Origin of the sequence: Nonomuraea maheshkhaliensis (genome assembly GCF_039529435.1) — a bacterium.
In the GTDB taxonomy this organism is placed as follows: domain Bacteria; phylum Actinomycetota; class Actinomycetes; order Streptosporangiales; family Streptosporangiaceae; genus Nonomuraea; species Nonomuraea maheshkhaliensis.
This window is the reverse complement of sequence record NZ_BAAAMU010000008.1, coordinates 50432-62946: the sequence shown is the minus strand read 5'-3', so window position 1 is coordinate 62946 and position 12515 is coordinate 50432. Positions and strand designations below refer to the sequence as shown.

General features: G+C 71.3%; 11 protein-coding genes. 1 reads left to right on the top strand and 10 read right to left on the bottom strand.

Features of this window, described 5'->3' with window-relative positions:
* Window position 1: 1 nt before the first annotated feature.
* Window positions 2–784 carry a DUF2071 domain-containing protein gene (locus ABFX54_RS07960; RefSeq protein WP_346102735.1) on the top strand — a complete coding sequence of 261 codons (783 nt, stop codon included), beginning with the start codon at window positions 2–4 and terminating at the stop codon, window positions 782–784.
* Here the strand turns inward: ABFX54_RS07960 and ABFX54_RS07955 are convergent.
* From ABFX54_RS07955 to mmsA, 10 genes are all read right to left on the bottom strand, one after another.
* A complete protein-coding gene (locus tag ABFX54_RS07955) occupies window positions 751–2262 on the bottom strand; it encodes an FAD-binding oxidoreductase (protein ID WP_346102733.1) in 1512 nt (503 codons plus the stop codon). The genes ABFX54_RS07960 and ABFX54_RS07955 overlap by 34 nt on opposite strands.
* A 31-nt stretch (window positions 2263–2293) precedes the next feature.
* Window positions 2294–2686 carry a DUF3224 domain-containing protein gene (locus tag ABFX54_RS07950; RefSeq protein ID WP_346102731.1) on the bottom strand — a complete coding sequence of 131 codons (393 nt, stop codon included), beginning with the start codon at window positions 2684–2686 and terminating at the stop codon, window positions 2294–2296.
* Between the two features lie 35 nt (window positions 2687–2721).
* Entirely contained in the window at window positions 2722–3504 is a 783-nt protein-coding gene (locus tag ABFX54_RS07945) for an LLM class flavin-dependent oxidoreductase (protein WP_346102730.1), read from the bottom strand.
* Between the two features lie 91 nt (window positions 3505–3595).
* The gene (locus tag ABFX54_RS07940; protein WP_346102728.1) at window positions 3596–4804 is read right to left on the bottom strand and encodes an FAD-binding protein; all 1209 of its coding nucleotides are present in this window, start codon (window positions 4802–4804) and stop codon (window positions 3596–3598) included.
* 60 nt (window positions 4805–4864) lie between these two features.
* A complete protein-coding gene (araA, locus tag ABFX54_RS07935; protein WP_346102727.1) occupies window positions 4865–6331 on the bottom strand; it encodes an L-arabinose isomerase in 1467 nt (488 codons plus the stop codon).
* Window positions 6328–6975, bottom strand: coding sequence for an L-ribulose-5-phosphate 4-epimerase (locus tag ABFX54_RS07930; protein WP_346102898.1), 648 nt, complete (start codon window positions 6973–6975; stop codon window positions 6328–6330). Before ABFX54_RS07930 ends, araA begins: the two co-directional genes overlap by 4 nt.
* A gap of 2 nt (window positions 6976–6977) precedes the next feature.
* The gene (araB, locus tag ABFX54_RS07925; RefSeq protein WP_346102896.1) at window positions 6978–8597 is read right to left on the bottom strand and encodes a ribulokinase; all 1620 of its coding nucleotides are present in this window, start codon (window positions 8595–8597) and stop codon (window positions 6978–6980) included.
* A 51-nt stretch (window positions 8598–8648) separates the two neighbouring features.
* Window positions 8649–9665, bottom strand: a complete 1017-nt coding sequence (locus ABFX54_RS07920) for a LacI family DNA-binding transcriptional regulator (protein WP_428834509.1) — start codon at window positions 9663–9665, stop codon at window positions 8649–8651.
* 51 nt (window positions 9666–9716) lie between these two features.
* Window positions 9717–10976 (bottom strand): multiple monosaccharide ABC transporter permease, encoded by a 1260-nt coding sequence (gene mmsB, locus ABFX54_RS07915; protein ID WP_346102725.1) that lies wholly within the window; start codon window positions 10974–10976, stop codon window positions 9717–9719.
* A gap of 5 nt (window positions 10977–10981) precedes the next feature.
* Entirely contained in the window at window positions 10982–12511 is a 1530-nt protein-coding gene (gene mmsA / locus ABFX54_RS07910; protein WP_346102723.1) for a multiple monosaccharide ABC transporter ATP-binding protein, read from the bottom strand.
* Window positions 12512–12515: the final 4 nt, after the last annotated feature.

Sequence of the window (12515 nt, the reverse complement as noted above, 5' to 3'; positions counted from 1 at the left end):
CATGACCTTCGCCGGCACCCCCCGACCGCGCCCGCGCTGGTACCACGCGGTCACCGACCTCGACGACTTCGCCATCGTCAGCTACCGGGTCGACGCCGCCGCCCTGGCCGCGCACCTGCCCAACGGGTTCGCCCCGATGGAGATGACCTTCGCGGACGGCCCCGGCGCCCTGGTCTCGGCCGTGGCCTTCACCGACCGCGACTTCCATTTCCGCTTCCTGCCCCAGGTGGGCATCGACTGCGGGCAGATCAACTACCGGGCCTACGTCACGGCGTACGGCCGGCCGGGCGTCTGGTTCTTCGGCACGGCGCTCGACCATCCCGTGGTGGCGATCCCCCAGCACCTGTGGGGCATGCCGTGGCGGCGCGACCGCATCCGCGTCGATGCCGACTGGGACGCGTCGCCCGCTCTGTGGCGGTTGCGGGCCGGCGACGCCCGCTGCGTGGCGACCGGATCGCCGGAACCGGTCCCGCTCGACGGGTTCGACGGCGAGCAGGACTGGCTCGAACGGCTCACCCACCCCACCCTGGGCTGGTACCGGCGCAGGGACGGGCTGGTCGGCACCTACAGCATCTGGCACCCGGTGATGCGGCCCCGCCACCTGACGGCGACGGAGGCCAGGTTCCCCGTCTTCGAGCGGCTCGGCCTGATCACCGAGGCGAGCCACCCCCACTCCGTGCTGGCCCAGCCCAGCCTGCGGTTCGACATCCACACCCCGCCGCGCCGCTTCCGCCCTCAGATCAGCGCCCGTCAGATCAGCACCCCCGGGTTCAGCACCCCCTGAGGGTCGAGCGCGGTCTTGGCCGCCTTGAGCGCCAGCGCGAACGGGTCGGGCCGCTGCCGGTCGTAGAAGGGCCGGTGGTCGCGGCCCACGGCGTGGTGGTGGGTGATCGTGCCGCCCATGCGCAGCACGGTCTCCGAGACGCGCCGCTTGAGGTCGTCCCACTGCTCCAGCTCGGCGCCCTTCTCGGCGGGCACGATGATCGTGTAGTACGGCGCGGGCCCGTCGGGGTAGGCGAAGGCCAGCCGGCAGGTCGTCGTCCCGGCCTCGCCCTCCGCCATGACGGCCTCGTGCAGGGCGGGGAAGCGGTCCCAGGTGACGGCCGTCTCGACGGTCTCGGCGATCACGCCCAGGCCCGGATAGGCGTTGCGCAGGTACGGCATGCGGGTGAAGGCCCCCTTCCACACCTGGTCCTGGCCCTGTTCCTGGCGCGCGGCCCCGGCCGCGCCGCCGTGCCACGAGACGATCTCCAGCGCCCGCGACATCCAGGCGTCCACGGGATGCACGGCCGACTCGAAGCCGACGATGAGCAGGGCGTGCCGCCCGTCGCCGCCGGAGGCCAGCGCGGCCTCGCGGGCGTCGAGCAGCCGGCAGTTGGCGGGGTGCAGGCCCGACTGGGCGAGGTCGTGCACGGCCGCCACCCCCGCCTCCCACTCGGCGAAGCGCACCGGCACCGAGACCTTGTGCACCGGCCGCCGGTGGACGCGGACCCAGGCCCGGGTGATCACGCCCAGCGCGCCCTCCGAGCCGAGCAGCCAGCGGTCGGGCGACGGGCCCGCGCCCGAGCCGGGCAGCCGGCGCGACTCCCACACCCCGGCGGGCGTGCTGGCCCTGATGGACTCGACCAGGTCGTCGATGTGGGTGTGCAGGGTGGCGAAGTGGCCGCCGGCCCTGGTCGCGATCCAGCCGCCCAGCGTGGAGAACTCGTACGACTGCGGGAAGAAGCGCAGTTGCAGCCCGCCGGGCAGCCCCGCGTTGATCTCCGGCCCCGTCGCGCCCGCCTCCACCAGGGCCGCCTGGGAGTCGCGGTCCACCTCCAGGACGCGGTTCATCCGGCCGAGGTCCAGGCAGAGCGACGGGCCGTCGAAGCGCGCCTCGACGCCGCCCACGACGCTCGTGCCGCCGCCCCTGGGCACGACCGCCACGCCCTGGTCGCTGGCCCATGCCAGGACCCGCGCGATCTCGTCCTCGTCGCGCGGCAGCGCCACCAGGTCGGGGGCGTTGGCGAAGTCGCCCCGGTAGGCGCGGATCAGGTCCCGGTAGGCCTGACCGTAGGTGCGCACGGCCCGCTCGTACGGGTCGGCCGTGCAGAACGGCGGCGCCGGCACCCGCGAGGCGGGCACGAGCTCCGGCGAGAACGGCACGGGCGGCTCCCACGCGGCCGGCTCGCCGAGGCCCGTGTGCTCGGTGAACAGCCGGGCGATCTCCCGTAATTCGGGCTCGGCGGGCTCGGGCCCCCATGCCCAGTGACTCTTCGGCATACGACGATTGTCGTCCCTGGGCCGCCGCGCGTCAGAGGGTGTAGTCGAAGGTGTAGGAGTGACCTCCGTCGGGAGCGATGACGATGTCCATCTCCCCCTTCATGCCCGTCAGCTCTCCCGTCGCCGAGTCGGCGACCACCCGGATCCGCAGCGACTGCTCCCCCTGGTCGGCCGTGGCGTCGTGCTGGACGACGAAGCTGCCCGCGCGCCCGTCGAGGGTCCCTTCGATCCGCTCGATCGCCACGTAGGCGCGCGACTCCGCCACCGGGGTGGTGGCGATCAGCATGGTGACGACGCTGGTGCCGGTCAGGTCGCCGTGCCAGGTCTTGTCCAGGGTCACGAGCCCGAGGGTGACGCCGTCGCGGTCGTCGAAGGGCGGCTGGGGCGTCCAGTTGGCGGTGTCGAAGGTTCCCTTTGCGGTCATGCGACCAGCGTGGCAGGCATACCTGTCAGGCCGTGTCAGGTACCGGAGAGCCGTTCCACGACGGGCGCGAACTCCTCCATGAACTGCGCGTTCACCGAGATGTAGGAGACGCCCAGCCGGTCCCTGCGGCGGCGCAGCGTGTCGGCCATCTCCTCGGGGGTGCCGGTGAGGATCCCGGTGCCGGTGCGGCCGAACCGGCGCAGCGCCCACTCGGGCGGCGCGGCCCCGGCGCAGGCCAGGTTCATGCCGAGCTCCAGGTCGTGGAAGCGGTCGCCGGCCAGTTCGTACAGCTCGTCCAGCTTGGCCGCGACCTGCTCCTCGGTGTACTGCGGCGGCACGCCGAGCGCGACCGTGTCGGCCTTGCGCGCGGCCAGCCGCAGCAGCCTGGTGCCGGACGCGGCCACCAGGATCGGCACGTCCTTGACGGCGTCGATGGTCTCGGCGACCCGCGCGATGCGCCGCCCCGGGGTGCCGAAGCGCACGCCCAGCGTGGCCGCGTCGCGCTCGGCGTCCGGCCGCCCGGCACCGAGGCCCAGCTCGAACCGGCCGCCGGTGAGCGTGTGCAGGGTGGCGCACTCCCACGCGACGGCCGCGGGCGTGCGGTTGGCCGCGCTCAGCAGGTACGTGCCGACGCGCAGGGTCGTCGTGGCCGTGGCGGCGACGGCCGCGGCCGTGAACGGCGACAGCGTGCCCAGTGTGTCGGGCACCAGCAGGGTCGCGTAGCCGAGGCTCTCGGCCCGGCGGGCCAGGCCGGTCCACGCGCCGGCGTCGGGGGCTTGTCCTGCTACCGCGCCGAACCTGAAGGGGTGATCGGTCATGCCCTTCACGATCGCCGACGGGCGGGCCCGGCACATCGTCCCGGGGACCGGTGAGCTGGTACGTCAGCGGGAGCAAGCCCCAGGCCGCGCCCTACTCCCCCAGCAGTACCCGGGTGAACTCGCTGCCGAACTTGCCCGCCGGGTCGAGGCGGCGCACCAGATCGCGGAAGCTCTCGGGGCACTCGGGCCAGCGGGTGAACAGTTTGCCCCAGTGCGGCCGCGGGTCGAACGGCGCCAGCGTCCGCTCCACCAGGTCCAGCACCGGCAGCACGGCGGGGACGTCCTTGACCCAGGTGAAGTGCACGGCCACGCTGTCGCGGCCCCTGAAGGGGCTGAGCCACAGGTCGTCGGCGGCGATCGTGCGGATCTCGGAGATCTGCAGCACCGGCCGGATGCGATCGCCGATCGCCCACAGCTCGCGCAGCGCCTTGACCGCGTGCTCCCTGGGCAGCAGCAGCTCGGACTGCAGCTCGTCGCCGGCGCCGCTGGGCGGGAAGTCGGCGCGGAAGTGCGGCAGCCGCTCGTACCAGGCGCCCGGCACGCCGAGCTGCGCGGTGCAGCTGTCGGCCGGCATGTCCGGGAGCGGGTGCTGGGGGGCCGCGGCCGGGGTGGTGCCGTACCAGTCGGCGTCGGTCAGCTCGTCCTCGCGCTTCAGCCAGACGCGGGTGTCGCGGAAGTCGGTGAAGAGGCTGACGCTGTAGCCGCTCGACATGATCGCCTCGAACTCGCCCAGGGCGTCGGCGGGCAGGCCCACGCGGACGTACTGGCGCAGGTCGAAGGCGGGCACCAGGTCGAGCGTGAGCGACGTGACGACGCCGAGCGCGCCGACGGCCACCACCGCGCCGGCGAAGTCGGCGTCCTCGCGGGTGAGCGACAGCGTCGAGCCGTCGGCGGTGACCAGGTCGATCCCGGACACGGCGGCGGCCAGGCCGGGGATGGACGGGCCCGAGCCGTGCGTGCCGGTCGCGACGGAGCCGGCCACGGAGATGTGCGGCAGCGAGGCCATGTTCGCCAGCGCGAAGCCGGCCTCGTGCAGCAGCGGCGCGAGCCGCGCGTACGTCATGCGCGCCCCGACCCGCACCTTGGCCGCCGCGCCGTCGATCTCTGCCAGGTCCGGCATCCGGTCGAGCACCACGAGATCGCCGGTGGTGTCGGCGACGTGGTTGAAGGAGTGTCCGCTCCCCAGCGCCCGCACCCGGGAGCTGCCGGAGACGAGCCGCTGGAGCTCGTCGAGCGAGGTCGGATGGTGGACGTCTCGTGCCTGAAAAGTGGTGTTTCCTGCCCAGTTCGTCAGCGTCACGGCCTTACCATCCCACACCATCGCCCGCCCGGTCCGCCCAGGGGCGGACCGGGGGCGATTCTAGAAGCCCTGCGCCAGCCGGTAGTACGCCTGGTTCCAGCGCAGCTCCTTGGCGAAGCGCTCGGTCGTGGTGACCGAGTCGATGACCACCAGCTCCACGCCCAGCATGTCGGCCAGGTCGGTCAGCTCGTCCCGGCCGACGGCCTTGGACAGCACCGTGTGGTGCGGGGCCCCGGCGGTCAGCCACGACTCGGTGGAGGTGCGCAGGTTGGGGCGCGGACGCCACACCGCGCGGGCCACCGGCAGCTTGGGCAGCGGCTGCGGCGGCGTCACCACGTCGATCTCGTTGGCGACGAGCCGGAACCGGTCGCCCATGTCGGCCAGGCCGACCACGATGCCGGGGCCTGGCTCGGCGTCGAACACGAGCCTGACCGGGTCCTCCCTGCCGCCGATGCCGAGGGGGTGGATCTCGCAGGACGGCGTTCCTGACGCGATGGACGGGCACACCTCCAGCATGTGGGCGCCGAGGATGAGCTCCTGGCCCGGCGTCATGTCGTAGGTGTAGTCCTCCATGAACGAGGTGCCGCCCCTGGCGCCGGCGTCCGGCATGGCCTTGAGGGTGCGCAGCAGCACCGAGGTCTTCCAGTCGCCCTCGCCGCCGAAGCCGTAGCCGTCGGCCATGAGCCGCTGCACCGCCAGGCCGGGCAGCTGGCGCAGGCCGCCGAGGTCCTCGAAGTTCGTGGTGAACGCCTTGAAGCCGCCCTCCTCCAGGAAGGCGCGCAGGCCCAGCTCGATCCTGGCCGCGTAACGCAGCGAGTCGTTGCGCTCGCCGAGCAGCTCGGGGGTCACGGTGTACTGCTCGGCGTACTCCTTGACCAGCGCCGTCACGTCGGCGTCGGAGGCCGCGTCCACCACCTCGACCAGGTCGTTGACGCCGTAGGTGTTGACCGAGACACCGAAGCGCAGCTGCGCCTCCACCTTGTCGCCCTCGGTGACCGCCACGTCGCGCATGTTGTCGCCGAAGCGGGCCAGCTTGAGCGTGCGCACCTCGGCCAGGCCCTTGGCGGCGCGCAGCCAGGTCAGGATGCGCGCGCCCACGGCCGGATCGCTCACGTGCCCGGCCACGGTCTTGCGCGGCACGCCGAGCCTGGTCTGGATGTGCCCGAACTCGCGGTCGCCGTGCGCGGCCTGGTTCAGGTTCATGAAGTCCATGTCGATGGTGGCCCACGGCAGCTCGACGTTGGCCTGCGTGTGCAGGTGCAGCAGCGGCTTGCGCAGCGCGTCGAGCCCGGCGATCCACATCTTGGCCGGCGAGAAGGTGTGCATCCACGCGATCACGCCGGCGCACTCGTCGTCCGCGTTGGCTTCGAGCATGATCCGCCGGATGGCCGCGGCGTCGGTCAGGACGGGCTTCCACTCCACCGGCATGGGCAGCTGCTCGGCGATGCGCCGCGACTGCTCGGCCACCTGGCGCAGCGTGTCCTCGCCGTACAGTCCCTGGCTGCCGGTCAGAAACCAGATGTTCAACGCGGGCTCCTCTGTCCGTAGACGTTCTGATAGCGGTCGTACAGGCGGTCGATGTCGTCCTGCGGGATGGGCAGCGGCTCGCCGAGCTGGCGGGCCACGTGCACCGTACGCGCCACGTCCTCGCACATCACGGCGGCCTTGACCGCGGCCTTGGCGTCCTTGCCGATGCTGAACACCCCATGGTTGCGCATCAGCACGGCCTTGGAGCGGTGGCCTTTGAGCGTCTCGACGATGCCCTGCCCGATCGAGTCGTCGCCGATGAGGGCGAAGGGCCCGATCGGGATCTCGCCGCCGAACTCGTCGGCCATCGCGGTCAGCACGCACGGGATGGCCTCACCGCGGGCGGCCCAGGCCGAGGCGTAGGTGGAGTGGGTGTGCACCACGCCGCCCACGTCCGGCATGTTGCGGTAGACGTAGGCGTGCGCGGCGGTGTCGCTGGACGGGGAGTGCTCGCCCTCCACCAGGTTGCCGTCGAGGTCGCACACGACCATGTTCCGCGGCGTCAGCTCGTCGTAGGAGACGCCCGACGGCTTGATGACGAACAGGTCCTCGCCGGGGATCCGCCCGGAGACGTTGCCCGCGGTCCAGGCCACCAGGTTGTAGCGGACCAGCTCCGCGTGCAGGCCGGCGACGATCTCTCTCATGGTCATGACGTGTGTGCCTCGTTCCTGATCGCGCGCAGCGCGTGCAGCATCTTTCCGTCTCCGAAGAAGTCGTGGAGCCTGCGGTACTCGGCGTAGAGCCGGTCGTAGGCGTCGGCGCGGGCCTCGTCCGGCACGTACGCGTTCTCGGTGCGCTTGCCCATCGCCGCGGCGGCCTCCTCGATGGAGGCGTAGGCCCCGGCGGCCACGGCGGCGTGGATGGCCGAGCCGAGCGCGGGCCCCTGGTCGGAGCCGATGACCGACAGCGGGCGGCGCAGCACGTCGGCGTAGACCTGCATGAGGAAGGGGTTCTTCAGCAGCCCGCCGGCGACGACGAACTCCTCGACCGGCACGCCCGACTTCTCGAACGTCTCCACGATCATGCGGGCGCCGTACGCGGTGGACTCGATGAGCGCCCGGTAGACGTCCTCCGGCCTGGTCTGCAGGGTCTGGCCGACGATCACGCCGGACAGGTTGTGGTCGACCAGCACCGAGCGGTTGCCGCCGAACCAGTCGAGCGCGACCAGGCCGTGCCCGCCCACCGGCTGCTTCTCGGCCAGCTCGGTGAGCCGCTCGTGGCCGTCGGTGCCGAAGTTGTCCACGTACCAGGCGAAGATGTCGCCGACCGCCGACTGACCGGCCTCGTAGCCCCACAGACCCGGCACGATGCCGTCGCGGACCACGCCGCACATCCCGGGCACCTCGGCGAGCTGGTCGCTGGGCATGATGTGGCAGGTGGAGGTGCCCATGATGGCCACCAACTGGCCGGGCCTGACGGCGTCCGCGGCGGCGGCCGGCGCGTGCGCGTCCACGTTGCCGACGGCGACGGCGACGCCCTCGGGCAGACCGGTCCAGGCGGCCGCCCGCGCGGTCAGCCGACCGGCCAGGCCGCCGAGCGCGGCCAGCCGCACACCGCCCGCATCGTCGCCGACCTGGCCGGTGGCCAGCTTGCCGACGAAGCCGGCGAAGCCGGGGTTCAGCTCGGCCAGGAACTCCTCCGAGGGGTAGCTCCCGTCCTGGAAGACACCCTTGTAGCCGACGGTGCAGATGTTGCGGCTCTCGACGCCGGTGAGCTGCCAGATGATCCAGTCGGCGGCCTCGATCCAGCGCTCGGCCCTGGCGTACACCTCGGGGGCCTCCTCCAGGAGCTGCAGGCCCTTGGCGAACTCCCACTCCGAGGAGATCTTGCCGCCGTAGCGGGGCAGCCAGCTCTCGCCCCTGCGCGCGGCCAGCTCGTTGATCCGGTCGGCGTGCGGCTGGGCGGCGTGGTGCTTCCACAGCTTGGGCCAGGCGTGCGGCTCGCCCGGCGTCTCGTCGCTCAGCGGCGTGCCGTCGGCCCTGGTCGGCATGACGGTGCAGGCGGTGAAGTCGGTGCCGATGCCGACTACCTCCTCGGGCCGCACGCCCGCGGCGGCGACCGCCTCGGGGACGGCGGTCCGCAGCACGTCGATCCAGTCCTGGGGAGACTGCAGCGCCCAGTCGGGGCCGAGCCGCTCGCCGGTCGGGAGCGTCTGCTCCATGACGCGGTGCGCGTACTCGTGCACGGCGCTGCCCAGCTCGGCGCCGTCGCTCACGCGGACGACCACGGCCCGCCCTGAGAGCGTGCCGAAGTCCACTCCGACCACGTAGGTGTTAGCGTTCACATTGAACTCCAGGGTTTTCCGGGGGCATGCCCATCATCTACTGACCGGAGCGGTGCTCGACCGCACCACGAAGCTGGGCCGCACGACCAGGCGCTCGTACGCGGTGGGCCCCACGTCGATCTGCCGCAGCAGCACCTCGATGCAGTGCCGGCCCACCACGTCGAAATCCTGCCTGACCGTGGTCAGCGGCGGCGAGAAGAACTCCGACTCGGGGATATCGTCGAAACCGACCACGCTGATCCGGCCGGGAACGGGCACGCCCTTCTCCGACAGGGCGCGCAGCACGCCCAGCGCCATCTGATCGTTGGCCGCGAAGACGGCCGTGACGCCGTCCATCGCGGCCAGGCTCATGCCGGCCTCGTAACCGGCCCGCGGGCTCCAGTCGCCGGCCAGCGGCTCGGGCACCGGCCGGCCCGCCTCCTTCAGCGCCGAGCGCCAGCCCTCCAGCCTGCCCTCGGTCTCCAGCCAGTCGGCCGGGCCGCTGACGTGCCAGACCGTCTCGTGGCCCTGGTCGAGCAGGTGCCGGGTGGCCAGCCTGGCGCCCTCCATCTGGTCGATGCACACCACGGACACGTCGGCCCGGTGCGTGCCCTCGACCGCCACGGCCGGCATGCCCACGGGCAGGTTCTCCAGGGCGCGCCCGGCCGAGCGCTGCGGCGCGACGACCACCACGCCGTCCACCCCTTGCTCGGCGAGGTAGTCGATGGCGTCGCGCACGTTGTCGGTGTCGAGCGACTTCAGGCTGACGATGCTGACGAAGTAGCCCGCGGTCCTGGCCGCCTGCTCGATGCCGTAGATGGTGCTGGCGGGGCCGTACAGCGTGGTGTCGAAGCTGACCACGCCGAGCGTCCTCGAGCGCTTGGTGACCAGGGCGCGGGCGACGAGATTGCGCCGGTAGCCCAGCCGGGAGATCGCCGCCTCCACCCTGGCGCGGGTGTCGGCCCTGACGTTCGGGTGGTCGTTGAGCACCCGGGAGACCGTCTGATGCGACACGCCCGCCTCCTTGGCCACGTCGGCCATGACCGGCAGGCGGCGCTTGGGGGTCGTCACGGTCTCTCCTTTCGCTGGAGCTCCCGATCACCGGGGCTTCCGGGATCTTACCTAGCGGGCGGCGCCTGCCCTGCGCTTGGTCCACACGTCGAACGCGACCGCCGCCAGCAGCACCGCGCCCTTGACGAGCATGACCCGCTCGCTGGGCGAGCCGATCAGGGACATGCCGTTGTTGATGACCGCCATGATCAGACCACCGGTGATGGCGCCCACGACCTTGCCGACGCCGCCCTGCACGGCCGCGCCGCCGATGAAGGCCGCCGCGATGGCGTCCAGCTCGAACGCGTTGCCCGCCGTCGGGCCCGCCTGGTTGAGCCGGCCGGCGAAGATGATGCCGGCGATGGCCGACAGCACGCCCATGTTGACGAAGATCCAGAAGACCACCGACTTGACCTTCACGCCGGACATGACCGCCGCCTGGAGGTTGCCGCCGATGGCGTAGATCTGCCGGCCGAAGACCGTGCGGTTGGCCATCAGCGAGTACGCCAGCACGAGGATCGCCAGCAGCACCAGCACCCACGGCAGGTTCTTGAACCGGGCCAGCTGCACGACCAGGAAGAGGATCAGCGCGGCGCCGGCCGCCATCTTCAGCACGAACAGCGCCATCGGCTCGACCGTCTGGCCGTAGCCCTTGCGGGCGCCCCTGGTGCGCCACTGCGCCGCGACCATGCCGGCGATGGCGACGATGCCGATCAGCAGGCTGAACAGGTCGGCGCCGCCGAGCGGGCCGAGGCCGACGTTGCCGAGATAGCCGTCGGTGAAGCCGTTGGCCAGCGTACGGACCTGGTCGGGGAACGGGCCGATGCCCTGGTTGCCCAGGACGGTGAGGGTCAGCGCGCGGAACAGCAGCATGCCGGCCAGCGTCACGATGAAGGCCGGGATGCCGAAGTAGGCGATCCAGTAGCCCTGCCAGGCCCCGATCAGGGCGCCGGCCACCAGCGTGGCGAGCAGGGCCAGCGGCCACGGCCAGCCCATGTTCACCATGAGCACCGCGGCCAGCGCTCCCGTGACCGCCACCACCGAGCCGACCGACAGGTCGATGTGCCCGGCGATGATGATCAGGATCATCCCGATCGCGAGGATCAGGACGTAGGAGTTCTGGACGATGATGTTCGAGATGTTCTGCGGCGTGAGCAGCGCGCCGTCCGTCAGCACCGAGAACAGCACGATGATCAGCGCGAAGGCGATGTAGATGCCGCTGGATCGCAGGTTGAGCGAGATGCCGCCCAGAGACACCCGGCCCGGCTGCCGCGGCCCTCCCCCGTCGCCCGTGGTGCCGACCTTGACGTCGGCGGGGCTGATGCTGCTCATCGAAGCTACTCCTGTCCCTTGGTCATGAGATGCATGAGGCTTTCCTGGGTGGCCTCCTGGCGGGGCACCTCGCCGGTGATGCGACCTTCCGAGAGCGTGTAGATGCGGTCGCACAGGCCGAGCAGCTCAGGCAGCTCAGAAGAGATCACCAGTACGGCCTTGCCCTGGTCGGCCAGCCGGTTGATGATCGTGTAGATCTCGTACTTGGCCCCGACGTCGATGCCGCGCGTGGGCTCGTCGAGGATGAGGACGTCCGGCTCGGTCAGGATCCACTTCGACAGCACGACCTTCTGCTGGTTGCCGCCGCTCAGCTTGCCCACGATGCTGTCCACGCCGGGGGCCTTGATGTTCATGCTCTTGTGGAACTGCTCGGCGACCCGGTATTCCTCGTTCTCGTTGACCCAGCCGCGCTTGGACAGGCCGGTGAGCCCGGCCGCGCTGATGTTGCGCTTGATGTCCTCGATGAGGTTGAGCCCGTAGCGCTTGCGGTCCTCGGTGGCGTAGGCGATGCCGTGTTTGATCGCGTCCTGGACGTTGCGGACCTCGATCGGCTTGCCGTCCTTGAAGAGCTTGCCGGAGATGTGCACGCCCCACGTGCGGCCGAAGACGCTCATGGCCAGCTCGGTGCGCCCGGCGCCCATCAGCCCCGCCAGTCCGACGATCTCGCCGCGCCGCAGCGTGAGCGAGGCGTTGTCGACGACCTTGCGGCCGGGCTGGCTCGGGCTGTAGACCGTCCAGTCCTCGATCCGCAGCGCCTCGTCGCCGATGGTCGGCTCGTGCGGCGGGAAGCGGTTGTCGAGTGCCCGGCCGACCATGCCGGAGATGATGCGGTCCTCCGTGACGTGGTCGCCGGTCATGTCCAGCGTCTCGATCGTGCGGCCGTCACGGATGATCGTGACGGAGTCGGCGATGGCGATCACCTCGTTGAGCTTGTGCGAGATGATCACGCAGGTGATGCCCTCGTCACGCAGCCCGCGCAGCAGGTCGAGCAGGTGCGCCGAGTCGTCGTCGTTGAGCGCGGCCGTCGGCTCGTCGAGGATGAGCAGCCGCACCTCCTTCGACAGCGCCTTGGCGATCTCGACGAGCTGCTGCTTGCCCACGCCGATGTCGGCGATCGTGGTGGTCGGGTTCTCCTGCAGCCCGACCCGCTTCATCAGCGCGGCGGCCTCGTAGTTGGTGCGGTTCCAGTCGATGACACCGCGCTTGGCGCGCTCGTTGCCGAGGAAGATGTTCTCCGCGATCGACAACTGCGGGCTGAGCGCCAGCTCCTGGTGGATGATGACGATGCCGGCGTGCTCGCTGTCGCGGATGCCGCCGAACTCGCAGCGGTTGCCCTCGAAGAAGATCTCGCCCTCGTAGTCGCCGTGCGGGTAGACCCCGGACAGCACCTTCATCAGCGTCGACTTGCCGGCGCCGTTCTCGCCGCAGATGGCGTGGATCTCACCGCGCCGGACCGACAGGTTGACGTCCTGCAGCGCCTTGACGCCGGGGAACGTCTTCGTGATCCCGCTCATCCGCAAGATGTGCTCGGTCATATGC

What these genes read in the sequence shown, in the direction of transcription:
- mmsA (WP_346102723.1), bottom strand. Translation starts at nt 12,511, where the DNA reads ATGACCGAGCACATCTTGCGGATGAGCGGGATCACGAAGACGTTCCCC.
- mmsB (WP_346102725.1), bottom strand. Translation starts at nt 10,976, where the DNA reads ATGAGCAGCATCAGCCCCGCCGACGTCAAGGTCGGCACCACGGGCGAC.
- ABFX54_RS07945 (WP_346102730.1), bottom strand. Translation starts at nt 3,504, where the DNA reads ATGACCGATCACCCCTTCAGGTTCGGCGCGGTAGCAGGACAAGCCCCC.
- ABFX54_RS07950 (WP_346102731.1), bottom strand. Translation starts at nt 2,686, where the DNA reads ATGACCGCAAAGGGAACCTTCGACACCGCCAACTGGACGCCCCAGCCG.
- ABFX54_RS07955 (WP_346102733.1), bottom strand. Translation starts at nt 2,262, where the DNA reads ATGCCGAAGAGTCACTGGGCATGGGGGCCCGAGCCCGCCGAGCCCGAA.
- ABFX54_RS07930 (WP_346102898.1), bottom strand. Translation starts at nt 6,975, where the DNA reads ATGAGAGAGATCGTCGCCGGCCTGCACGCGGAGCTGGTCCGCTACAAC.
- ABFX54_RS07960 (WP_346102735.1), top strand. Translation starts at nt 2, where the DNA reads ATGACCTTCGCCGGCACCCCCCGACCGCGCCCGCGCTGGTACCACGCG.